Raw genomic sequence first — 25,420 nt, forward strand, 5'->3', positions numbered from 1 at the left:
TTGATTGTATTTATTTGCAGATTTCCTACAAATTTTTGATAAATTCCGCTATTCGTGCACATGCTTTTCCATCGCCATACGGATTATGTAAAGCGCTCATTTGTTGATATCGTTCACTATTATTCAGCAAATCATTTGCTTCGTTGACGATTTTGTCTTTATCTGTACCCACGAGAATAACCGTACCTGCATCGACGGCCTCCGGTCTTTCGGTCGTATCGCGCATAACCAATACAGGCTTACCCAAACTTGGTGCTTCTTCTTGTACTCCACCGGAATCCGTAATAATTAAATACGATTTGTTCATCAGCCATACGAAAGCCGGATAAGCTAACGGATCGATTAAATTTATATTATCAATACCAGAAAGGATTTCATACACTGGCCCCTTAACATTTGGATTAAGATGTACGGGATAAATAATTTGTACATCTTCATGTGACTCCGCAATTTCTTTTAATGCTTCGCAGATTCTAATGAATCCATCTCCATGGTTTTCTCGTCTGTGTCCGGTTACCAAAATTAAGCGCTTACTAGCATCGACAACGGTTTTTAAATAGTTAATTTCAGGATTATCCAAATCCTTGACACGCTCCGAACTGTCAAATAATGCATCAATTACAGTATTTCCGGTTACTAGAATGGTCTCTTTCGATATATTTTCATTTAGTAGGTTTTGTTCGGACGCGGCAGTTGGAGCAAAATGATAATCGGTAATCCGACCCGTAACCTGACGGTTGATCTCTTCCGGAAATGGGGAGCGTTTGTTGTGCGTCCGAAGCCCCGCCTCTACGTGGCAAACCTGTGCTCCCGAGTAGAAAGCCGCAATACTGGACGCCATCGTAGTCGTTGTATCACCATGAACATATACGTAATCTGGTTTAAACTCTTCCAATACCGGTTTTAAGCCAGTAATAATATCTGCCGTTAACGTATAAAGATTTTGATTAGGCTTCATTAAATCAAGATCAAAATCGGGGGTGATACTAAAGAATTCCAATACTTGATCCAACATCTCGCGATGCTGTGCCGTTACACAAACTTTAGTATCAAACGCTTCGTCTTGTTGAAAAGCCTTCACTAATGGAGCCATCTTAATGGCCTCGGGTCGAGTTCCGAATACGATAAGGTTCTTAATCATTTTTTGTTTGTTTGCTTTAAAGTCTTGCGTCTACCCATGCCCGTGGTAAAACGCCTTTCGTGTCGAAAACAACACTTTGTTCTTTTCTTATTTGATTAATATCTAATGTTAAAAATTCATCATGAGCTGTAGCTAGAATAATAGCATCATATTTCTTTTCAGCGGAATCCTTCCGTATCCCTCCGGCCTTAAGTACAATTCCATATTCGGCATATACTTCCTCAGGATTCGCCCAAGGATCATATATTTCCACGTTTACACCATATTCTTTGAGCTCCCTATATATATCGGCGACCTTGGTATTCCGAACGTCTGGACAATTTTCCTTAAACGTGACACCCAAAATAAGGGCTTTTGCTCCTCTAACAACAACATCTTTCGCCACCATCAATTTGATCACCTTAGAAGCTATAAAAGCTGGTATAGAATTGTTTACACGCCTACCAGATAAAATCACGTCCGGGTGATAGCCTAACTGTGTGGCTTTATGCGTAAGGTAGTAGGGATCCACGGAGATACAATGCCCACCTACTAAGCCGGGTTTATATTTTAAAAAGTTAAATTTTGTGCCTGCAGCTTCGAGTACGTCATTGGTATCAATGCCGATACGGTCAAAGATAAGGGCCAGCTCGTTCACAAACGAAATATTTACATCCCGCTGTGCGTTTTCAATGGCCTTCGAAGCTTCCGCGACCTTTATACTGGGGGCTTTGTGAGTGCCAACGGTAACGATAGTTTTATATAGCTGATCTATCTCTTCTGCAATTTCCGGAGTAGAGCCAGAAGTTACTTTCTTGATTGTGGTTAATGTATTGACTTTATCTCCCGGATTAATACGTTCCGGTGAATACCCGACAAAGAAATCACGGTTAAAACATAACCCAGAAGTGCGTTCTAATATTGGTATACATTCCTCTTCTGTACATCCAGGATAAACTGTCGATTCATAAATAACGATATCGCCATTTTTAATGACCCTCCCGAGCATTTCGGACGCTGTCCTCAACGGACTGAGATTAGGCGCATTGTAACGATCAATTGGAGTTGGAACGGTGACAATGTAAATTTGTGCTGTTTCTAAATCATCAAGCGAGCAGGAAGCTTTATAGCCTTTTTGAAAATTTGTTTCCTTTATCAATTGGATACCTGTATGAAGCTTCTCCAAATCTGCCTCTTGGGTCTGATCTATTCCTTTCGCCAACTCGGCTATACGCTTCTCGTCGATATCAAAACCAACAACAGGAAAATGGAGGGCTAATTCAATTGCCAGCGGCAACCCCACATAACCTTGACCAATAACGGCAATTTTTTTCATTCTCTCTAAATTCGGTCTTCCCTGTTAACTTGAAGTCTCTCTATGCGTGTTTATTTTTTCTCATTCCCGTTCTTCTCACTCTCCTTATCGTAAACAATCTTACGCAGACCCGAACTCGAAAAGCGGTGGTCGCGGCTATTGAAGTACAGTTCGATACCTTTTTCTTCACAGTACTTGCGACCAGTAAAGTCTTTATCACGGTATTCATCACCTACAATACGAACATCCAGTTTAAAGGAACGAAGGATATCTTCCAGGTCCTGTTCGGTAGAGTAGGGCACAATTTCATCAACGTATTGGCAGCCGCGCAACTGGATATAGCGTTCTACTACGGTTTGCGTAGGTGCGTTTTTTTCTGGACGGTCTAAGGTAGGATCCATTTGCAGTCCACAGATCAGATAATCGCATTGACGCTTTGCTTCGGCAAGCATCATAATGTGCCCTGCGTGCAATAAATCAAAAGTGGAAAAGGTAATGCCAACGCGTGGCCCCGGATTATAGTCTTCTCTTTTTTTCACTACTCTTTCTTCCATATTGTTATCTTTTTAATGCTTCATTGCTCGATAGTGTAGACTTTGCACCGCTATAAGCAATAAAAGTGCCAAGCTATTCTCCTATAGCGTAATATTTAAATCCTAACGTTTCTAATTGTGACCGGTCCAACAACTTCCGACCGTCAAAAACAAAGGCGGGTTTTTTCATCGCTTCTTTAATCTTCGCCCAGTCATATGTTTTAAACGCATCCCATTCGGTCAGGACGGCAATAGCGTGTGCCTGATCCAATGCCCGATAGGGGTCATCGACCACCTTCACCAATCGGCGGTTGGCCTCTGGCGCACGCGTGCCAAGCGCATCTAAATCTTTATATATTTGCTCTGCGGATACTTTCGGATCGTAAACAACAATTTGTCCTTCTTCATCCAGCAGATGGTCTGCAACGTAGATAGCGGCAGATTCACGGGTATCATTGGTATCTTTTTTAAATGACCATCCTAGGAACGCTATGTGTTTACCGTTTACCGTATTGTACATCGTTTGGATAATACGCTCGGCAAAACGTGTCTTCTGGTGATCGTTCATGATAATCACCTGTTCCCAATAATCGGCTACGGCATCGAGCTTGTAGGACCGCGCAATATAAACGAGGTTCAAAATATCTTTCTGGAAACAAGAGCCTCCGAACCCAACCGAGGCTTTTAGAAATTTCGGCCCGATACGAGAATCCATGCCCACGGCTTTTGCGACTTCATCTACATTCGCACCAGTAACCTCACAAAGTTCAGAAACAGCGTTGATAGAGGAAACACGTTGTGCAAGGAATGCATTGGCCACCAGTTTCGATAACTCGGACGACCATAGATTCGTTGATAAAATCCGCTCGCGGGGAACCCAGCTGGCATATATATTGACCAATGCCTCAATCGCTTCGGTATTTTCACCACCAATTAACACTCGATCTGGGTTATGTAGATCAGCAATAGCGGTTCCTTCGGCCAAAAACTCGGGATTGGACAGCACGTGGAAGTTCACGCCGTTACTTGTATTATCTAAAATACTTTTTAATGCTTCTGCCGTACGTACCGGAAGCGTTGATTTCTCCACGACAATTTTATCATCCTTAGCAACGGTGGCGATCTGACGGGCACAGAGTTCGATAAATTTCAGATCGGCCGCCTGTCCTTTACCTTTTCCATACGTTTTGGTGGGTGTATTCACCGAAATGAAAATCATATCCGCTTCGTCAATCGCCTTATCGACATCGGTATCAAAAAATAAGTTACGACCACGCGCTTCAGCCACAACCTCATCCAAACCTTTTTCATAAATCGGAAGCTTCGATAAGTCTTCATCATTCCATGCAGCGATACGCTCCTGATTGACATCAACTACCGTAATCTGGATATCGGGATTCTTCTGCGCAATAACAGACATCGTCGGACCACCTACGTAGCCTGCTCCGATACAGGTTATTTTTCTTATCTGTTTCATTTGCTTTTCTGCCATTTACTATCTGTCCGTCTTACTTATTACGCTTCACTCCCAACTTTCCAGTAACCTCCTGTTTTCCGGCTCCCTCTACGTTCTATAAGCTTCCGCTCCACTAACTGCGCTATCTGCCTTTCGAGGGTTCTTTGTGATTTGTTTTCAACCACGCTTAAAATTTCCTTTAGCTGAATACCCGGATTTTTCTCAACTAAAGACAAGAGAAATCTATCCTCACCATTTAATCCGCCACTTAATCCGCCACTTAATCCGCCACTTAATCCGCCATTTATAGTATCATCTTTTTGTATATTCTGCTTCTCATTAAACAGCACCACGCGGAAACCACCAGAAAACTCTTCGAAGACAGGTGCAACCACGCCGTAATCCCTACAGATCTCCTGTACGCGATGAATACCCGAACCATACCTTTCGATAAGCCCCACTTCTTTAAAGGCTTTGGCGATCAACTTGTTCCTCGATTTGGAGCTGTAATTTCCCGTAAGTAAATCCTCGATCGTAATGCCGCCAAACAGTTTTCCCGGATTATAAAATTCGATTCGGTTGTCAAAAATCTTGATTACACTGCTCGAACTGTCGCGGTAGTCGCGGTGCACGATCATGTTGATCACAATCTCCCGGATAGCATCCAAGGGGTAGTCGAAGCGCTCCGTACGCTGTGGCTCGCCCGTGATGATGTACTCTACCATCAGGTGCTTTTTGATAAAAGCAATAATCTCGTCCACCTCCGAAAATAGGTCCGTATTCAGCGAGATCGAATCGATGATGGTAATGTTGCTCTTGAAACGTCCTACCTGTACATCACTCACTAAGCAGTAATCCGTCACAAATAGCAGATAGGCTCCAAACGTGAGTTTCCCTTCACGGAGCATTTCCATTTTGGTTAGAAACTCTACGGGGGTATAGGGTACTTTATTTTCTGTCCGTTGCTCGATCCTGTGGATAAAACGGCTGACTTTCTCTAAAGAAATATCTTCTAACGAGTGATGGGGATCTGGATAGAAATCCCAACTGCCGTTAATTGTCTTTAAATGTTCGTTGGCAATTTCTTCAACGCCCATCAAATGGTTCGAATTACCTACACGCCTATAACATTTTCCTTTAATGGATACGGGTTTTATAGGGTACTCCTGGATCTTTAGCAGGACTATTGTTTTATCTTGCTCTTCAATAATTTCCGCATCGGGTATTAACGATGGCCGGGTCTTTATCTTGATTTCGTTGATCCAGTTCTGCACCGTCTCTTTTCCTAACGACACGCCTTTGATCTCTCCCGTATCCCCTACACCAACATACACCGATCCTCCCTTGGCATTGGCAAAGGCCACCAAAGAAACGATCACTTCATCCTGAAAGCTGGATTTGAATTCCACCGTTTCAGATTCGGTTCTCGGTATAGGGTATGTTGTTGTTTTGTTCATTTGATTTTCCAGTAACCTCCTGTTTTGGGGACTCCTCTAAATTCTATTTTTTATACACCACAATGTAACTTCCGCTTGTGGGTTTTTCGAACTGCAACCCAATTTTCTTGTTGATCAATTTCTCTGTTTTCGCTGCAACATTCTCTAAATAGTCGTTATCTAAATCTCCTCCCAAAACGACGACTTCTACCTGATCCGACTCCTGCCCTTTGGCGTACGCACCCACGAGCATAACTTCATGCACATCACCTGCGCGCTCCATGACTTGATCAACTACTTTATCGATACCTAAGAAGGAATGCACTAAACGTTGAACGGGATTGAATAGGGGGTGTTGGGTGTTGGCTTGGTACAGTACTTTTTTCTGCTCCTGCTTCCGCTCCAGGAAGCCCGCTTCTGTTAATTGATTAAGCTCTTTGCGGATAGCATTGGTGGATTCATCAAACTCTTCCGCGATACCACGTAAATAGCCGGTATTACCTGCCGATACAAAAAATTTGATCAGTAATTTTAATCTTGTTTTAGAAGTGATTAACGCACCTAACATAGATTTGAATAGATTGAGCAACAAAGGTACTCGATACATTTCTAAAATCCAAGTTATTATTTTGTTAACTCGATAACATAAGGAATACGCGCCTTAAACGGCATGACTTTATTCTCCTTATCTGTTATCGACCCTTTTAGGATGATGTGTACCTGCCTTCCCTCCAATCGGTGTAGGCTGTGACGACTTATCCGGAAACGTGCCGAGAGAAGTTGGCTTTTATCGCCATTTCCTTTGAAGTATAATTGATCAAACACCGGCACGTAGAAAACGCTGTGGCTAAAAGAAACGTCTTTAATAACGATCCCTTTTATATGTTCTGCACTCTTACGCAGGTTGATCATGACGCTGCCGTGGCGCATTTGATCATGAGAACTCTGTGATCCCTGGAATTGCACCGTGACATCCATATCCATGAAACGCTTATAGCGTTGATATTTTCGTCTTTCGTTGATGACGAGTAAGAAAATAAGCAGTGGTGCGAGCCCTGCGAGCATGAGGTAGATTAAGGCGTTCATAGTACCATTCTTATAGACAGTTGATTACGAGACAAATAAACGACAAAATTTTGATAAAGAACGGGAGCAAAAGCAGAATTAACAATAAGTTCAAACTAAAAAAGCCGCCCCCTGATTAGGAGACGGCCCTGAAATAGGAAGGGATCTTATTTCGCCCCTGTTAAGGACTTGATAACTTCTGTTTCTGCGGGGTCGTAGGGGCTTCCGTCTCCTCGCAGGATATCATGGAACCAAACCGGTGGTTCGTCGGTGTAGGTCTTCGTCCACGAATCCCAAGGGAATTTTGTTTGGGTCTTCCCATCAACAAAGCCCCAGTTGATCATACCGACGTTATACTTTTTCGCGATGGGCAAAAATGTGGCAAATGTACTGCCATTTGGCCTCGCCATATATTCTGTACAGATGATCGGTTTTTCATAACGCTGCAACCATTGGATGCGTTCCTCGAAATCTTCGGGGCCATCGTAGTTATGAAAGGTAATGATATCGGATTCTTCTACCTGCAATCTCTCGATCGGCTTCATTTTTTCTTCTGAAGACCAGTCTCCAGACCAGACGCCGGAGGTAATTGGCTGGGAGGGGTTGACCGACCTTGCCCATGCGAAAGATTTCCGAAGTAGGGGAAGCACGAGAGCGACCTTGTCTGGTGTTTCTACTTTTTCGTAGGATGGTCCCGTCATGTTATCTGGTTCATTCCAGATATCCCATCCGAGCACACGTTGATCATTGGCAAACCTTTTAATAACGCCTTTAACATAACGCTCCAACCGTGGATATTGTGTGGAATCCTTCAAGGCTAACTGTCCTGGACTTTGTACCCAGCCCGAATTGTGTGTAAATGGCGTAGGTTCTCTTTGTTTACCAAGTTCAAAGAATGGATCCCAGCAGGAATCGAAAATCACCAATAGTGTTTTGATGTTGTGCTTGTCTGCCAAGCCTAGAAAATGATCGATCCGGTGGAGAAAGCCGAGGGAGTCTTGCTCGTACAAAGCGTCGTGCAGATAAACCCGCACGGTGTTCATACCCAAATCGGCTGCCCAACCAAGTTCTCTATCAATGGTTACGGAATCATAGGTTTCTTCCTGCCACATTTCTAGCTGGTTAATGGCGTTACTTGGTGTAAAATTCGGGCCAACCAGCCATTCTTGATCCTCGTACCAGGCGTTGGCCTGCTCCTTGGTCCATATTTCCCGGTTCGACTCGGTTTCTTGCTTTTGTGTTTCTGTACAACTGCCGAGCAGTATGCTGGCAAAGAGTGCAATAAAAATAAACGTGTTTTTCTGCATGATTTTAATTGATTGTACTATTGATTTGTATTGTTGATGAGTTTTCCTTTGACCATCCACACCTCCGTGTTACCGGCAGTGCCATAGGCGTTGGTACTGGTCACTGCAATGATCGTATTATCGTTCAATACCGTTATGCTGTTCCATAAGCAGGATCTGTTGCTCGGAATCGAGAACGGCGCGGACTTGCTGGTGAAGTTTTTGGCCTGATCATCACCGATCACGACTTTCATGTCGGCAAAATTCATGTCGTTGGTACGCCCTTCCGTGCCCTGGTAAGCCAAGATCGTCTCGCCTGTGCTCAATTGCCGGATATAAGGCGCGCCGGCATAGATTTCGTTCGCAACAGGCTCTAGTAAAGCGTAGTTCCGCTTCGGACTTTCGGCACCAATCGTCGTTGCCCAGTTTTCTTCCATACTGCTATGCAGCGTATACGGTTTGAAGGCTTGAATAGCGTTATCTTCTATCGCGACGACGATATCCTTCCCGTTGTTCAACAATACGGGGACAGGCATTCCGTCTCTTCTGCCCGGGCGGAAACTCACGATAGTGGGATCGGTCGTCCACGTTTCGCCATCATCCTGCGAGCGCATCATGGAGATATTTTGCTCATTGGACTGGGTATAAGGCCCTTCGTTAGCGAAAAAGAGCTGTATTTCGCCGCTAGGCAATTGGATGGCTGCCGGCTCCCAACAACCGTTCTCAAACTCGTGGCCGGCTTCGTATAATACCTTCTCGTCCGTCCAGGTTTGCCCGGCATCCGTACTTTTCTTTATCCTTATATCGAATTTCCGTTCTGGGGAAATCGCGAAGGGCCGCCCGTTATACAGCGCCAGTATGGTTTTCTGATCATTTAGCAGGAGCATATCGGGCACGCACATATTTGTGCCTTCAGTCCGCGCTGCGACCACCACCGGTTCGGACCAGCTCTCGCCTAGGTCGTCACTTTTTACCGACACGACATTGCCGTCGGCTTCGTAGATGCCCAGTAAAGATTGGTCGGGCAATTGGATAATCCGGCCGTAACCAGCGTACCGCGTATTGTTTCCGGAAGAAATCTTCCGGCGCGTCTGTTGATCCCACTCAATATAAATTTCATCCTGATCCGGCTGTTCCGGGGGCAGTGTCCCCTCGGGGGAGTTTTCTTTCGCGCACGCCACGAGGGAGAGAAACATAAAGGCATGTTGAACGATGCGTCTGAATAAAGTGCAATAAGTCATAGCTATATCTTAGAAAATTAATAATGCGGATTGTTGCTGGTCAGATTTGGATTATTGGCAACCTCTACCTCGGGCAAAGGCAGACGTATATGCTTGTCTAACACAAAATTGTTGAAATCTGGATCACGCTGGGCTACTCGGTCTATACCGGCTTGCGTTTCTAGGTCTCCCCAGCGTTTTAAGTCTGCCCAGCGCACACTCTCGCCACAGAGCTCCAAGGCCCGTTCCATTTTCAGCCGTTCTCTAAAGCGATCTTTATCGTTGCCGATAGAAGGATAAGCCGCCGCCAATGGTGCGAGGTTGACGCGCGTGCGTACCCGATCTACATAAGGATACGCATTAGCTGTTTGATCAAGTTCATTGAGGACTTCGGCATACAGCAGCAATATATCCGCAAATCGGATGACCCGGTTATTGACCTCGTTAAAATAGTCGTCGTGGTTCTGTTTATAATCCCGCGCATATTTTCGGAACCATGCTTCATCGGCATCCCATTGCCAGCTTCGGCCATAGACCTTATCCCCAAAGTCTGCTTCTAAGCCCGGGTAAAACAAGGAATAGCGCAAACGTGGATCTATTTCGCCATCCACGGTCTTTTCTTTCTTGAATTCGGTGACTAACCAATAGCGGGCTTGTCCGTCGGACCAGCCGATCGATCGGGGTGCAAAAAACTGCGCACGGTTTGTGCTCATCGTCGAGCTCGGGATATCGCCCTCGGCGGTTTTATGCGCGTCGGAGAACTGAATTTCGAAAACAGACTCTTTATTGTTCTCATTTTCCGCGCGGAAGTTGTCTTGATAAGCCACCAAATCATAATAGGTTGTTCCCTCGCCGGTGATAAAGTAATCTAAAGCCGATTTGGCCTCGTTCCATTTATGCTGCTGCATATAGGTTTTTCCGAGCAATGCCAGCGCGGCACCTTTGGTCGGCCGTCCGATGTCGTTCCCCGACCATTGTAGCGGTAATGCCTGTGCCGCTTCTGACAGATCGGACTCTACCAGCGCCCAGACATCCGATAAGGTACTGGCCTCTGGCATATCGGTAGGGCTTTGCAAGGAGGTCACGATGGGAAAATTCTCCCATAGTAGTGCGGCATAGTAATAGTAAAATCCGCGGAGGAATTTCGCCTCCGCCAGGAGTTGTGCTTTTTTGTTCTCGTCTGCGAATTCAATCGTGGGTACATGGGTCAATACCTGGTTGCACCGGAATATCGCTTTGTAGGTGTCCTTATAGGTAATGACATTGCCCTCTAAAAAATTGTAATTAACATATTGAAACCGCGTCCAATCGGCCAGTTCTATCCAGGGGCTCTTGCTAAAACCTTCATCGGAGGTAAGGTCTAAACGGAAGTAGATCCACCGCGACCAGGTACCCGGCTGGTAAAACATGTGGTAAATGGCATTCACACCGCGCTGGGCATCGGATTCGGTAATCCAAAATTGCTCTTCGGTAAGGGTGTTGGGATTGTCCTGATCGAGCAAGCTCTTATCGCACGAAATCAAACTGGACACTGTTATAAGGAGAATAAATAATATCTTTTTCATCGTTTAAAATCTAAATTGTACACCTAATGACACCGTTTTCAAGTTCGGGAACACCCCGAAGTCGTGCCCTTTTTGGAAAACACTGTTGTTGTTGAATTCGGGATCAAGACCGCTGTATTTGGTGAACGTGAGCAAGTTTTGCCCCGACAAGGTCACCTGTGCTTCGCTAAAGTATATTTTGTCGAGCAGGCTGCTTGGAAGACGATAGGAAATGCCGATATATTTTAAGCGGACAAAGCTGCCATCTTCCAACCAGCGGTCGGTATCACCCCGGGAGTTCATGGTACTCGCGTAATAAGCACGAGGCACATCGGTATTCGGATTTTCGGGCGTCCAAGGTTGTATGCCGGCGCGGTAGTTTGTGTTGTCGGAGAACATATCGGTTACACTTTTGGGACCGTTAAATACCATTGCCCCTACCGATCCAAACCAATCCATACTGAAAGAGAATTGCTTATAGGAAGCATTCATATTTAAACCGACTTCATAATCTGCCCAAGCATCGCCCACGATAACTTTATCGGCATTGGTAATCGTGCCATCGCCGTTGTGGTCTTTGAAGCGGATATCGCCGGGCTGTGCGTTCGGTTGAATGACGCGGCCGTCTGCATTTTGGTAATTGTTGATCTCCTCCATGCTCTGGAATATACCGTCTGTTTCGAGCACAAACCACATACCGAGCGGTTGGCCTTTCTCGGTAACCGTATTGCCCGAGAAGGTTCTGTTTTGACCATACCCCAAATCGATTACGCGATTTCGCAGCGTGGTGATGTTCGCCGTGACACTGTATTGGAACGGCTTCGTATTCTCCTGGTAGGTGACGGACAATTCCACACCCCGGTTTCCAAGGGTTGCGCCGTTGGTGTACGGGTTACCGCCATCATTTCCGGTGGAAATCAGCAATGGGTATTGAATCAGCACGTCTTTGGTTTTAGAAATAAAGTACTCCGCGCTCACGTTAAGTCGGTTTTTCAGAAACATCGCATCAAAGCCATAGTTCTGTTGCGTTAAGGTCTCCCAACGAAGATCTTGGTTCGCTAGCTGAATCTGTGTCGCGCCCGGCAAGGTGACCTGTCCCGGACCCATCGCAATGGTGGGAAAGGTATTGATAATGGGGATATAGTCATAGGGACCGATATTGCTGCTACCCAGGGTACCGTAATTCGCCCGCAGCTTCAGATCATCAATCCAGGAAGCCTGAAAAAAATCTTCCTGACTAATACGCCAGGCACCTGATAACGAAGGAAACGTGCCGAACTTGTAGTCTTTCCCGAAACGGGACACGCCGTCGGTTCGGATAATACCATTAACCAGGTATTTATCGGCGTAATTGTATTCAAAACGACCGAAATAAGAAATCAAGTCCGTTCTGCGCGCAAAACCGCCGGTTTGCGGCTCGTTTCCTTGATCGAGCACGGTATAATAACCGCCGGCCGGATTTTCCAACATATTACGTTTGGTGCCCCACATTTGTGCGTAGCGATCCCGTTGATAAGATTGCCCTGCGAGGATGTTCAGCCGATGTTGATTAATATCTTTTTCGAAAGAAAGGGTGTTTTCTACTAAGATCGTCGAGGACTCTGCTCTATTTTCGTGATAACGGGAGGGATCCAGCGGTTGGTTTAATGTCCAACTTCCTGCTTTTCTTAAAAAGGTGTGGTGATCCCGGCTGGTTTCGTATCCCAGATTAAACCGGTATTTTAAGAAGGGTAGAAATTGCAGTTCCGAAAAGAGGTTTCCACGTATACGAAGGTTTGCGTTGGTTCTATCCTCTAGGTCGGCAATAGCGACTGGATTCGATCCGAAGGTACGCGCCCGGCGTTCATCACCATAACCGTAGCCACCTGGGTTTTCTGGATTGTACACCGGAATCGTCGGCAATAAACGAAGTACATCAATATACGGGTTACCCGACATTTCGTCGGTTTTGGCGCTACTGATGGCTAAGTTTTCGCCAATGGTAAAGATGCCTTTCTTTGTGACGGTGTTTACCCGGAAGTTAAAACGGTCAAACCCCGTGCTGATGACCGCGCCTTTGTTGTCGAAATAGCCGCCGGAGATAAAATACTGACCATCATCGCCACCACCGGAGAAACTTAGGGAATAATCTTGCACTTTTCCGGTGCGGAAAGCGGCATCCTGCCAGTCTGTATCTACGGTCATGTCCAGATCTTGCCGGGGAACATTGGCGTTATCGTAAGCCATGTAGTTTAGCCTAGCAAATTCTTCGGTTCTTGCGAGGTCGTACCGGGGAGTAGTTTGTAGCGTGGACTTTGCCGAGACATCGATTTGCGCCGGCCCTTTCTTACCTTGTTTGGTGGTGATAATAATGACACCATTGGCTGCTCGTGAGCCATAGATGGCTGCGGCGGATGCATCTTTTAAGATTTGGATAGATTCGATGTCGCTCGGATTGAAGTCCCGGTTGGCCGTGGTGATCAGACCGTCGACCACATAAAGGGGCGGCGTTCCAGATAAATTTTTCATGCCCCGAACTTGAATTTGGGCTTCCGAGCCAGGCTGTCCTCCGCCCCGTACCCTAATGCCCGTGGCCAGCCCCTGAAGGGATTCCGCTACGGTAGTGGCTTGTCTTTTTTGTACATCTGATGCTTTTACAACCGACACCGCGCCGGTAAGGTCTTGTTTACGCTGCGTGCCGTAACCGACCACGACAACTTCATCGAGGTCTGTATGAGCCGCTTCCAGGATAACCTCGACGGGCTGCAAACCGGATATGAGGACCTCTTGGGTAACGTATCCGATATGCGAAAAAACCAAAACAGATCCGTTCACTTGATCTGTAGCCATACGAAAATGGCCGGCGGCGTCGCTTTGTGTAGCAATGTTGCTTCCTTTTAGCGTGACAGCCACACCTTTTAGCGGTCCGTCTTTATCCCTGACAGATCCTGTTATCTGCGCGTGGACAGCAAAAACACAGGTACATAAAATAAAGACGAAAGCCAGCGTCAGCATTCGGCCTTTGGTTTTGTTGGTCAACTTTTTTCTGCGGATGTTTGTTTCACATCGCTGCGTTATCATCTTGCTCATATACAATAAATTTAAAATTGGTAGCTGCTAAGTACGCCATTATCGAGACGCATATTGATTCAAAATGTATGCAATACGTATCAATTATACTTATTTTTGGCGCCCCTGTAGCATATTTTTAAGCTTTTGTATATTTTGCTTCAAATTCCATCGATGATGATCTACTACCAACGAATGTTTAAAACCGTATGTATGCTTTGCGTCTTCTTGATCGTTAATTTATCGTTATTCGCCCAGTCGTATAACTTTCGACATTACCAGGTCGAGAACGGATTGTCGCACAATACGGTCATCTGCAGTTTGCAGGACAGACATGGTTTTATGTGGTTTGGTACAAAAAACGGCCTGAATAGATTTGATGGTTATCAATTTAAGGTGTATCGTCATGATCCTGAACAAGCGGGCAGCTTGGGGCATAATTTTATCCATTCACTATTAGAAGACGAGAACGGCTTTCTGTGGGTAGGGACGCTTAAGGGGCTCTACAGTTACGATCCTTCCAAAGACACATTCGTTTGTTTACCTGAAACAAAAGACAGCGATATTTCCAGCCTGCAACGCGACCAAAACGGCGAAATCTGGTTTGTTGGAGGCAACGTTTTGCAGCGCTATAACCCCAAACGACAGCAGTTGGTGACATTTGACTATGGCGATCATGGTGAAATAACGTCGGTGGTAATCACCAAAGATAATGCCGTCTGGGTGTCGACTGCGCGCGGGTACCTGCAGCGATATAATGACAAGACGGGAAAATTCGAGAGTTTCGACGTTTTTAATGGTTCGGGCGGGATACTAACAAAATGGATCGAAAAGATTGAGGATACGGGCGATGGCCAATTGTGGGTAGCAACAGCAAGCCAAGGAATTAAATTGTTCAATTTAAAGACGTACCGATCAACCGATATACCGATCAAAAACCCGGATAGATCGCTTTTATTTGCACGGGACTTTTTAAAGACGGGTATAGCGGAGTATTGGATTGCGACGGAGTCGGGTGTATTCGTATATAATATTAAAAATCAACACCATACTCGTCTGACAAACAGAACCAACGATAACTATTCACTCTCGGATAACGCGGTTTATACCTTAACACAGGATAAAGAAGGGGGTATCTGGTGTGGCACCTATTTTGGAGGGCTGAGTTATTACCCACAGCCGTACACCGCCTTTGATACTTTTTACCCAAAAGTTGGCGAGAATAGTATCCAAGGGGACGCTGTACGCGAGATCGTGAAAGACAACAACGGAAATTTCTGGATCGGTACAGAGGACGCTGGGCTGAATAAATTTAATCCACAAACGAATGTGTTTGAAAATCTTACGGTCGAGAAGAACGGCATCTCGCATTCCAACATTCATGGACTTGCCCTGTATAAAAACAAGCTTTGGATCGGCACGTTTGAACACGGGCTGGATGTGTTGGATATCGGAACGTCCAGGGTGGTAAAAAAGTACAGGGCCGGACCGGCGGCTAATGAATTGAAAAGTAATTTTATAGAAAGCCTGTTAGCGACAGATGGCAACGGATTGCTTGTTGGCACGGCTGTAGGTTTGTACAAATATAAGGATGATACGGATGATTTTATCTTGGTAAACCAGGTACCCGGCAATAAACATTATTCGGCGTTGATAGAGGACGAGGATGGCACCATCTGGGCCGGAACGCTTAGGGATGGTTTGTATTTCTTTAACAGCAAAACAAACCGATCTGGCAGTTACTTGTTTGATGCGCGCGACAGCAACAGCTTAAGTAGTAACGAAATCAACGGCCTGTTTATCGATAGTAACCGTGACTTATGGGTGACGACGGAAAATGGCTTATGTGTAAAGCGCCGGGGATCAAACGTTTTTAAGCGTTATACGATGAAAGATAATTTTCCTACGAATAGCTTTTACAAGATATTGGAAGACAGTCAAAAAAATTTATGGATCAGTACCGCGCAGGGTTTGGTGGCGTTTCATCCAGAATCCGGTAAGGTTCGCACGTATAGCAAGTCCAATGGCTTACTTAGCAATCAGTTTAACTATGGTTCCGCTTTTAAGGATCACGACGGGAAAATGTATTTTGGGAGTTTGAAAGGGATGATCAGTTTCTTACCGGAGACTTTCCGTGAAAACCGCGCCATATCTAAGGTTTATATCACCGGGTTTCAGATAAACAACGAGGAGGTTGGTGTAGATGAGAGGGGCTCCATCCAGCTAAACCACAACCAGGCAAACTTTAGTATTGATTTTGCGGCATTGGGGTTTACCGCCCCAGATATGATTCAGTACGCCTACATGATGGAGGGCATCGATGACCATTGGACCCACCTCAAAACCAATAGAAGGGTTTATTTTACGGATCTTTCGCCCGGCAAGTATATTTTCAAGGTAAAGGCATCTAATAGTGATGATGTGCTGGATGCACCGGTTACGCAATTGGAGATCACTATATCGCCGCCGTTTTGGGCAAGTACCCCTGCGCTATTTGTGTACGGCATCCTGGTTACGGGTATAGGTTTGATTATTACCCGGAACTACCATAGAAGGGTGCTGCGCAAGCATCAGGAAAAAATGGAGCGCTGGGAAATTCAAAAAGAAAAGGAGCTATATCGCACAAAGATTAATTTCTTCACACAGGTAACACATGAAATTAGGACACCGTTGACGTTGATTAACGGACCGCTGGAAGATGTGCTACATACATGTGCGGATGATTCGCCACTCCGCGGAAACTTGATGATCATGAAAAGGAACACGGACAGGCTTTTGGAGCTTTCCCGTCAATTGATGGATTTTAGAAAAACCGAGCAGAAGGACTTTAATCTCAGCTTCGTCCGGTTGGATGTTCATGCACTCATTAACGAGATATGCATCCGTTTTCAGCCAGCGGTTGATGAAAAGGCAATCGTAATGAATGTCGAGTTGGGAGAAACTCCTCTGTTGGTGTACGCAGATGCGGAAGCGCTGACCAAAATAGTGAGCAACCTGGTGGATAATGCCTTGAAATACGCTTCATCTAAGGTTAGTATCCGAACTTCGATAGACGTTGAGCGTTTTAAGATTGTCGTGACGAACGACGGTGAGCCCATACCGTATAAATACCGCGAGAAAATATTTGAACCTTTTTTCCGCTTAGAAAGTGCTAAATCAAAATCTGGATCCGGAATAGGCCTCTCTCTGGCAAAATCGTTGACCGAATTGCATAAAGGGTCGTTGACCTGGGAAACGAATGCCGCTGGTCAGACCTGTTTTGAGCTTTCATTGCCCAAGTACCAGGAGCATCGTTATACGCTTGATCGTCACATTTCATCAGCGGAGGAGTTGGAAGTTCCGGAAATCGATCTGGATCTAACCGAGCACGAACTCCCCGTAATTTTAATTGTTGAAGACGATGCGGAAGTACGAAACTTCACCAGTCATATCCTCAAGAGGGACTTTGTTGTCTATACGGCCGACAATGGACAGGCTGCTTTGGATCTGCTGGAAGAAGTCAGTGTGCAGTTGATCGTCAGCGATGTGATGATGGCGGGGATGGACGGGTTTGAATTATGTAAGTCGGTCAAGATGAACGTCGATCATGCGCATATTCCGGTGGTGCTTTTAACGGCAAAAAATAGTTTGCAGGCGAGAATTGAAGGGTTGGAGGTTGGTGCTGACGCCTATATTGAAAAACCGTATTCGCCCAACCACCTGCTGACGCAGATCGTTAATCTGCTGACGGTAAGGGATAAAATTAAAAATCATTATGCACAGTCTCCGCTGGCGCATATAAAAAGTATGGCCTACACGAAAGCGGATGAAGCTTTCTTAGAAAAAATCAATGACACCATTGTGAAGAACATGTCCAACACGACATTGGATGTCGATTTTTTAGCTGATATCATGCATATGAGCAGATCTACGCTTTACCGGAAAACAAAAGCTATTTCAAACCTGTCTCCGCACGAACTGATCAACATTACCCGATTAAAACACGCGGCTTCGCTACTCGCCGACGGTCATTTTAAAATTATGAAAATTGCATCGGTAACAGGCTTTAGCTCGTCGGCGCAATTTGCCAGGAGTTTTGCGAAACAGTTTGGGATGGCACCTTCTGAATATGTTGCCTCATTAAAAAATAAGTGACTATTGCTAATTTATTAAAAACAATTATATTTGCATTTATTTAAATCAAATCTAAATAGTAAATGTATAGTTTATTGTTTTTAGTGCTCTTTTTTGGTTGTTACCTGCTTTACATTACCTCTAAAAAAGCGAGGCTGGGCCACGTTCCACCGACGTTGCTTCGGCTCGCACAGCCGGCCGGAAACGCTAGGGTCATCGCAGCAGGGCTTTTTGTATCGGCCTGGGTCATTATTATTATCGATCAAGGTTTTGGCTCAGGAACTTTTGCTTTTGGGGGATATATAATGACAGCGCTTTGTGTTATTATACTGATTAATCCTTTACGGTATATCCGCTGGACGCATCTTCTAGCCCTGTTTGTGGTATCTATTCTTGTCGAAATCTTTATTTTTTAGTTCCTCATGCCTGCAAATAAAAAATATTTAAGTAGTCCTTTCCAACGTTTCTTAAAAATCACTGGTGGCTTCGCGGGTGGCTATGTGGTCATGGTCAGTTTCCACCTGATGCTGACTTGTATATTCGCTGACAAGGATATTGTCATTACCGCGTATTTGTCCGGGTATGTCCTATGGGCTGTGCTGCTACTGTACGCTTTTCTCGTTAAGAATGGTTGGCAGATATGGGTACTTTATCCGGCATTAGCAGCCGTCTTTTATCTCCTATTCTATTTTCTACACGCCTAAACATGAACATACGTAACTACAATATCTATTTTAATACGCATACGATCAGCGGAATCATTATCTGTGCCCTTCTGTATGTAATCTTTTTTGCCGGCTCCTTCTCTTTTTTCAAGCATGAGATACGCGCTTGGCAACATGGCGTTTCGTACGAAGCGAATAAGGAAGTTGGGAAAGACTTTGATTTCTTATTGGATTCGCTCCGGCAAACGCATAATTTACAAGGGAGGGACATTACCTTCTACCTACAACCCCATTCGCTCGGGGCTTCCGTGAACATGGGCGTATCAAAGGATACCACCGTTAGTAAGCCACAGCAGGCTGGCCCGGAAGGAAAAAGACGCGGCCGCAGAGGTGGTGGAGATAATGCTTTCTTTTATTATGATTTCCATCAGGCAAAAGCGAGTACCTACACAGAAAGCTATGACATGGGTGAATTTTTATACCGATTACATTTTCTAGCCCAGTTGAATCAGGTTCCCATCCGTATCGGTATGCCGTTTGGTTACACTCTTGCTGGATTAGTTTCTTTTTTGTTTCTCTTCGCATTAATCACCGGGTTACTGCTGCATTGGGATAAAATAGTATCCAATTTCTTTATATTCCGTCCCTGGAGCAAATGGAAAACGGTATGGACCGATATGCATACGGCGTTAGGCGTCATCGGCTTCCCCTTCCAGTTTATTTTTGCCTTGACCGGCATTATCCTGATCGTCAATTGGGTACTCGTGAAGCCGCTGAGCAACTATCTATACGACGGCAAACAGGAAGAACTCTATCAGGATTTAGGTTTCTCGGACGGTACAACATACGATTACCTGTACAAGCCTATTGATCAGGATTTCAGCATGCAATCGTATCTCACCGAACTGGAGCAAAAGTGGGAGGGTGCCGAGTTTAGCCGTATCTTTATCAAAAACTATGGGGATGAAAGCATGCACCTTATCGTCCATGCCAAGCCCAACCCAAAGCTTAATTTTTCCGGTGAGGGAAAAGCCATCTACCGCATTCACGATAAGGCGTTGATCTATGAGAAGGATCCGCATACGGCATCTTCTTATAAAGATAAAGTGTCCAGTATTATTTACCATCTGCATTTTGGAGACTTCGGCGGCTACCCGGTAAAGATTACCTTCTTTATATTGGGTATCATGGGTTGTATCGTCATCATCTCCGGCATTCTAATTTGGTTGGTGGCCCGGGATAAAAAGAATGTACCGAAGCGCAAACGTATATTCAACTTTTGGGCAAGCAATGTATTCCTGGCGATCTGCCTGACCATGCTTCCCGTAACGGCACTGACTTTTATCGCAGTCAAGGTTTCTCCTGAAGTGAATCAAGATTTTATCTATTCCGTGTATTTCTATAGCTGGCTGGCCTTGTCGGTTTTTTACATCATCCGTCGCAATCTTCGTGCAACTAATAAGGAGACCCTCCTATTGGGGGCTATATTGGGTCTTTGTATTCCGATCGTGAATGGGCTGTATGGCGGCAACTGGATTTGGAAAACCTTTGTTGCCGGCGAAACCGATATTTTGTTTTTTGATCTATTGTGGATTGTCATTGCAGCTGTGGCGCTAATTGCGTTTGTGAAGATTCGGCGGGATGGCACCAAACAGAAAATTGGCAATCGTTAAAAAAGCAATTTCGTTTTGGAATTATCAGTTCAAGTTTTACCTTTGTCTCGTTGTTTATATTTAATCTAAATAATCTATAGGAAAAATATAAAACAAAAAGAGGTCTGGTTGCCGCCAGACCTCCATACGGTAGACGAGTCTACCGAACTTTAATCGTCAAACTAAAGTAATGCAATATAATAAAATTTATACAGCCGTGCTATGGGCTATGGTGATTTCTGTGGGTTCTCTGAAAGCACAGGCGGTGCGGCGCGACACGAGCGATTCCGACAAACCACAGGACCAGCATCTGATTGACAGTGTGGTGGTGCATGGCCGTACGCAGGTACAAGAAATAAACCGGCAAGCGTATAATGTGACGGCGCTGGACGCAAAATCCCTACACAATACGACGCTCGATCTTTCCCATGCGCTGGACCGAGTGTCCGGTGTGCGTGTTCGGGAGACTGGTGGCGTAGGTTCCAATATCAATTTCTCTTTAAACGGTTTTTCGGGTAACCACGTCCGCTTTTTTCTCGATGGTGTACCGATCGATAACATGGGTACCTCCTTTCAGATCAATAATATTCCCATCAACTTTGCCGACCGGGTAGAGGTTTATAAAGGCGTGGTGCCGATCTGGCTGGGCTCGGATGCGCTGGGCGGTGCAGTGAATATTGTTTCATCCCGCAGTAGGGGTAATTATGTAGATGTATCCTATTCCTATGGCTCGTTCAACACCCATCGGACGGCTATTAACGCAGGGATGACGAACAAGAACGGCTTTACGTTACAGTTAAGTGCCTTCCAGAATTATTCGGATAACAATTATTGGGTAACCTTGGACGAAGCTTCGGATGCTTCTGGTCAGTACTTTCGTAATCAGCGTTTGAGACGTTTCCATGACCAGTACCATAACGAAACACTCGTTGCAAAAGTAGGCGTGGTCAACAAACCGTATGCCGACAGGCTTCTATTGGGTATGACCGTGGGCCAGAATTATAAGGAGATGCAGACAGGCGCACGTATGGCTTCGGTGTTTGGGGCTTGGCACCGCAGGGGTAACCTGCTGATGCCATCACTGGCCTATCAGAAAAAAGACCTGCTGTTGGAAGGGTTGGATGTCACCCTCAACGCCAATTATAACTTTGGCGAAGAAAAGAGTATTGATACCGTTGCGCTGCGCTATTACTGGATAGGTGAACCTACCGAGACCGGCCGTGGGGGCGGTGAACGCGATGGGGGGCTTTATCGTTACCGCAACAACAACGGTCTGGCTACGGCGACTGTGAATTATCGTATAAACGACAATCAACAGGTAACCCTAAACAACGTATTCAACACGTTCGACCGCAAAGGGGAAAACGAATTGAATCCCAATCAAGCACGCTATAATGTACCCAAGAAAACGAACAAGAACATCTTGGGGGTGGGGTATATATATGATATTGCGGATAGATGGAATATTTCTGTTTTTGGTAAGTTCTATCATCAAACGGCCATCACGGATACCTTGGGAACAGATCCTGCAACCAAACAGGAGTTTTATCAGGAAGCTCGGAAAAGTCACAATTACTTCGGTTATGGAACGGCGGCTAGTTACTTTTTGAACCCCAAATTGCAATTAAAAGGATCGTATGAAAAAAGTATACGTCTGCCCGAAAGTGATGAGTTATATGGGGATGTGGAGAATCTAGAGGGTAATTACCGTTTAAGACCCGAGTCGAGCCATAATGCTAATCTCGGATTATCTTATTTCGTCTCGCTCCACGATGCGCACCATTTTTCGTTTTCGGGAAGCGCGATCTACCGCTATTCTACCGATTATATTTATCGGATTCTGAATAACAACCAGTCGAAGTACGTGCCGGCCAACCTGGATGGCGTCTCCAACATCGGCGGTGATGTTGAGGTGCGTTATTCATTTCGTGATCTTCTTATTGCGGGGGCCAACTTCACGTATCAAAATGTCCGGAACCAACAAAAGTATGAGCCTGGCTACACCAGCATCAGCCCGGTTTATCAAGACCGTATGCCCAACCTCCCTTATGCTTTCGGAAATGCCGATGCTTCGTTTTTTCTCAAAGATTTTGGTGGAAAGGGAAATCGGCTCAGTGTAGGTTACAACCTGCTGTATGTCCAACAATTCTATCTCTATTGGCCGAGCCGGGGCGGCGATAAAAAGTTTGTACCGCAGCAGTTGGCACACGATGCGAATATCACGTATACCATGCAAAACGGACGATACAATATCGCGCTGGAGTGCAAAAACTTGACAGATGCCTTGCTATACGACAATTTTAGTCTACAGAAACCAAGTCGTGGTTTCTACATCAAATTCCGGTATTTCTTAAGCAATCAATAACCATTCGTTTATATCATAATTTAAATACAATGAAAGCAATAAAAAATGTAGCGTTAGCGCTCGGTGTGTTAGCACTTGGCTTCAGCTCATGTGACAAAGATGAAGACATCGACAGACGGACCAGAGGTAATTTCGTACTCGCCGTTACGCCGGTTGCGCAGACCGGGGTAGCCGATTACCTAATCAATGCTCCTTCGCTGGAAAGCGGAACGATAAGTACGGAAGGCAACGGAACCGAGCAAGATGGAACCTATCGGTACTATTTAACACACAACAATAGATTTTATAGCATGCTTTATGGGCAGGGGAACCCGGGCGCCGTGACTGCCTACAATTTGCAAGACGGACTACTTAACAAGGTAACCAATTTCCAAACAGAAACGGTCCACGCTTTCGCTCCTGTCGACAACGATATCCTGCTGGTGAAAGTTGCGCGTAACTTGACGACTCCGGAATCACAATGGTACAGCGTAGATACCGATGCGCTCAACATCGTGCGAAGCGGGAAGATCAACACGCACGAGGAACTCACCGGAAATAGCGAGATCGCCCATTTCTCGTGGATAAAACAGGTGGGAAATAAGGTATTTGCGCCTTTTTTCAGCATTAAAGCCACAGAGGAGGCGGGGTGGGGTACCGATTATCCCGATAATGCTTGGATAGCGGTATACTCTTATCCTGAAATGCAATTGGAAAAAGTCATCAAGGATGATCGTACCAGCTATATCGGGCGTTATTTCGTAGATGGGCTGGCGAAAGTGGAAAATGGCGATGTCTACGCTTTCTCTCCGGCTACGGCGATCAACAACGGCAAGGATAATGTTTTCAACTCCAGCAAACCGTCGGCTATTACGCGTATCAAAGCGGGCACAACGGCGTTCGATGATTACTACTTTGATCTGGAAGCGGCAACGGGCGGTCACAATATCACCAACTGGACTTATATCGGGAATGGCAAAGCGGTTGGCCATTTCACAACGAAAGCAGAAAAGGGCGTTTATAGTGTGGGTGCACACATCGGTATCATCGATTTCGAATCGAAGTCGGTAGAATTTGTAACGGGCTTTCCGGAAGTTGGAGACATTGCAAATGTGACCACCAATAATTATAGCCCACTAGACGGAAGAACTGCGGCCATCGGTGTCACGCTAAAAAGCGGCATCAGCTACGTATACAATATCCATGCGGAAACGGCGACGGCTACCCAAGGGCTGAAGGTGGAAGGCGGAACGATCACAGCGATCAGCCGTCTGGATTAATAATCTTCTGACTATATTAGATGTAAAGAACGGGCTGACATGGCCCGTTCTCTTATTTTTTATGGAATGCCGTAGCGTGTCTACGTGACAAAGCCGTATATACATAAGCAAAAAGGAAACGGGATAATACCACGTAGGCGATGACCAGGCCTACCAAAGCACCCAAAAAGTATCCTACTCCGTAAAATCGATGTTCTATCAGCGTACATCCGATAAATACAGGTAAGAACGTTATAACGGATTTCCATGTGGCGCGCAATACGTTTTCTAGCCGCTCGATGGTACTATTGGCATATAAGCGTAAATGCAATGCTGCAACAAGCGCAACGAGATTGAACAGCACCCATACCGAATAAACATCTGACAACACCGCTTCTTGCATACTAGTAGCCCAATACAATCTAGAAAATAAGAACGCCGCGATAAATGCCATATTTGAGCATATGACATCCATCAAAACAAGCGACGTTTTCATATAGGTTAATATACGTTTTTGGGAGTCTCTATACATGACTTCCATATTTACCTTTCAATATTTCGCCTGGACGCACTTCCATACCCAAATCGAGAAGAAATTCCGCATTCCGAAGCTTCTCCCGAAAGACACCGGATACATCCTCTTTCCTGACATAATGCTCAATGGCCTTCATATGCCGCACATCATGTACATTTGTTCCGACGAGGTCTACCATATTTTTACGCGCCAGATATTTCACTACATTTTTTTCCCTTGGGCCATAATAGCCGTAACACGAAAGCAAGTTGACCTGGATCAAACATCCCATGTCCTTAAACACCTTCAGCATACTGGGTGAATGTTGATAGTATATATAACGTTCGGGGTGGGCTAATATGGGTGTTATACCGCGCCCGGTTAATTTTTGGATAACATCCTTGATAAGCGGACTTTCATTCATAAGTGGCATCTCGATCAAAACATAGCCCCCTGCTAGACAGAGTAGCGGTACAAGCGGATTGTCAAGGTCTTTTAGCAGCTGTTCGCTCACCATATACTCGGCGGCATAGCGGAGTCTGTTTCTTGGAAGATCGGCATGTTGATGCAACTCCTCCCAAGCTCGCTGTATACTTTCCTTATTATTGGGATAAATGCCATCCCAAACATGAGGCGTGGCTATAAACTGCTTTATCCCTTGATCGGTTAGTGCAGCCAGCAAGTCCAAACTCTGCGATACCGACGCGCTACCATCGTCCACGCGCGGTAATAAGTGGTTGTGTACGTCGACCTGCAACCAACTGAGGTCGTTGTATTTTCGTTTGCGGCTAAAGATAGATAGCATAAAAATGTTCTTCATAAGTAGATGCTGCAAACATAGGCAAACCAC

Annotated in this window: 19 protein-coding genes; 6 read left to right on the forward strand and 13 right to left on the reverse strand. The window is 45.3% G+C overall.

Annotated features, from left to right (window positions below):
• Positions 1-25 precede the first annotated feature (25 nt).
• The 11 genes from wecB to G5B43_RS18365 form a co-directional block, all read right to left on the reverse strand.
• Positions 26-1,141 carry a non-hydrolyzing UDP-N-acetylglucosamine 2-epimerase gene (wecB, locus tag G5B43_RS18315; protein WP_165296258.1) on the reverse strand — a complete coding sequence of 372 codons (1,116 nt, stop codon included), beginning with the start codon at positions 1,139-1,141 and terminating at the stop codon, positions 26-28.
• Positions 1,142-1,157: 16 nt separating this feature from the next.
• On the reverse strand, positions 1,158-2,456 hold the full coding sequence (locus tag G5B43_RS18320; RefSeq protein WP_165296259.1) for a nucleotide sugar dehydrogenase: 1,299 nt from the start codon (positions 2,454-2,456) through the stop codon (positions 1,158-1,160).
• Between the two features lie 50 nt (positions 2,457-2,506).
• Positions 2,507-2,989, reverse strand: a complete 483-nt coding sequence (locus tag G5B43_RS18325; protein ID WP_165296260.1) for an adenylyltransferase/cytidyltransferase family protein — start codon at positions 2,987-2,989, stop codon at positions 2,507-2,509.
• 73 nt (positions 2,990-3,062) lie between these two features.
• Positions 3,063-4,445, reverse strand: a complete 1,383-nt coding sequence (locus G5B43_RS18330; RefSeq protein ID WP_165296261.1) for a nucleotide sugar dehydrogenase — start codon at positions 4,443-4,445, stop codon at positions 3,063-3,065.
• 38 nt (positions 4,446-4,483) lie between these two features.
• Positions 4,484-5,881 (reverse strand): ATP-binding protein, encoded by a 1,398-nt coding sequence (locus tag G5B43_RS18335; protein ID WP_165296262.1) that lies wholly within the window; start codon positions 5,879-5,881, stop codon positions 4,484-4,486.
• Positions 5,882-5,924: 43 nt separating this feature from the next.
• Positions 5,925-6,467 (reverse strand): ArsR family transcriptional regulator, encoded by a 543-nt coding sequence (locus G5B43_RS18340; protein ID WP_240904923.1) that lies wholly within the window; start codon positions 6,465-6,467, stop codon positions 5,925-5,927.
• Between the two features lie 17 nt (positions 6,468-6,484).
• On the reverse strand, positions 6,485-6,946 hold the full coding sequence (locus G5B43_RS18345; RefSeq protein ID WP_165296263.1) for a hypothetical protein: 462 nt from the start codon (positions 6,944-6,946) through the stop codon (positions 6,485-6,487).
• A gap of 146 nt (positions 6,947-7,092) precedes the next feature.
• Positions 7,093-8,232: a cellulase family glycosylhydrolase gene (locus tag G5B43_RS18350; protein ID WP_165296264.1), complete on the reverse strand. Its 1,140-nt coding sequence runs from the start codon at positions 8,230-8,232 to the stop codon at positions 7,093-7,095.
• 17 nt (positions 8,233-8,249) lie between these two features.
• On the reverse strand, positions 8,250-9,452 hold the full coding sequence (locus G5B43_RS18355) for a sialidase family protein (protein ID WP_165296265.1): 1,203 nt from the start codon (positions 9,450-9,452) through the stop codon (positions 8,250-8,252).
• 17 nt (positions 9,453-9,469) lie between these two features.
• A complete protein-coding gene (locus tag G5B43_RS18360) occupies positions 9,470-10,996 on the reverse strand; it encodes a RagB/SusD family nutrient uptake outer membrane protein (RefSeq protein WP_165296266.1) in 1,527 nt (508 codons plus the stop codon).
• Positions 10,997-10,999: 3 nt separating this feature from the next.
• Positions 11,000-14,044: a SusC/RagA family TonB-linked outer membrane protein gene (locus G5B43_RS18365; RefSeq protein WP_165296267.1), complete on the reverse strand. Its 3,045-nt coding sequence runs from the start codon at positions 14,042-14,044 to the stop codon at positions 11,000-11,002.
• 192 nt (positions 14,045-14,236) lie between these two features.
• Here G5B43_RS18365 and G5B43_RS18370 point away from each other — a divergent pair, with 192 nt between their 5' ends.
• The 6 genes from G5B43_RS18370 (at position 14,237) to G5B43_RS18395 (ending at position 24,077) form a co-directional block, all read left to right on the forward strand.
• Positions 14,237-18,157 carry a hybrid sensor histidine kinase/response regulator transcription factor gene (locus G5B43_RS18370; protein WP_240904924.1) on the forward strand — a complete coding sequence of 1,307 codons (3,921 nt, stop codon included), beginning with the start codon at positions 14,237-14,239 and terminating at the stop codon, positions 18,155-18,157.
• 62 nt (positions 18,158-18,219) lie between these two features.
• Positions 18,220-18,552 (forward strand): hypothetical protein, encoded by a 333-nt coding sequence (locus G5B43_RS18375; RefSeq protein WP_165296269.1) that lies wholly within the window; start codon positions 18,220-18,222, stop codon positions 18,550-18,552.
• Between the two features lie 6 nt (positions 18,553-18,558).
• Entirely contained in the window at positions 18,559-18,840 is a 282-nt protein-coding gene (locus G5B43_RS18380; protein ID WP_165296270.1) for a hypothetical protein, read from the forward strand.
• A gap of 2 nt (positions 18,841-18,842) precedes the next feature.
• The gene (locus G5B43_RS18385; RefSeq protein WP_165296271.1) at positions 18,843-20,474 is read left to right on the forward strand and encodes a PepSY-associated TM helix domain-containing protein; all 1,632 of its coding nucleotides are present in this window, start codon (positions 18,843-18,845) and stop codon (positions 20,472-20,474) included.
• 169 nt (positions 20,475-20,643) lie between these two features.
• Positions 20,644-22,818, forward strand: coding sequence for a TonB-dependent receptor domain-containing protein (locus tag G5B43_RS18390; RefSeq protein WP_165296272.1), 2,175 nt, complete (start codon positions 20,644-20,646; stop codon positions 22,816-22,818).
• A gap of 29 nt (positions 22,819-22,847) precedes the next feature.
• Positions 22,848-24,077, forward strand: a complete 1,230-nt coding sequence (locus tag G5B43_RS18395) for a DUF4374 domain-containing protein (RefSeq protein ID WP_165296273.1) — start codon at positions 22,848-22,850, stop codon at positions 24,075-24,077.
• A gap of 52 nt (positions 24,078-24,129) precedes the next feature.
• Here G5B43_RS18395 and G5B43_RS18400 read toward each other — a convergent pair whose 3' ends face one another.
• Complete coding sequence (locus tag G5B43_RS18400) at positions 24,130-24,552, reverse strand: hypothetical protein (protein WP_165296274.1); 423 nt, start codon at positions 24,550-24,552, stop codon at positions 24,130-24,132.
• Between the two features lie 28 nt (positions 24,553-24,580).
• Positions 24,581-25,390 carry a tyrosine-protein phosphatase gene (locus tag G5B43_RS18405; RefSeq protein WP_165296275.1) on the reverse strand — a complete coding sequence of 270 codons (810 nt, stop codon included), beginning with the start codon at positions 25,388-25,390 and terminating at the stop codon, positions 24,581-24,583.
• Between the last annotated feature and the right edge of the window lie 30 nt (positions 25,391-25,420).

It is taken from the genome of Sphingobacterium sp. SGR-19 (assembly GCF_011043555.1).
GTDB lineage: Bacteria > Bacteroidota > Bacteroidia > Sphingobacteriales > Sphingobacteriaceae > Sphingobacterium.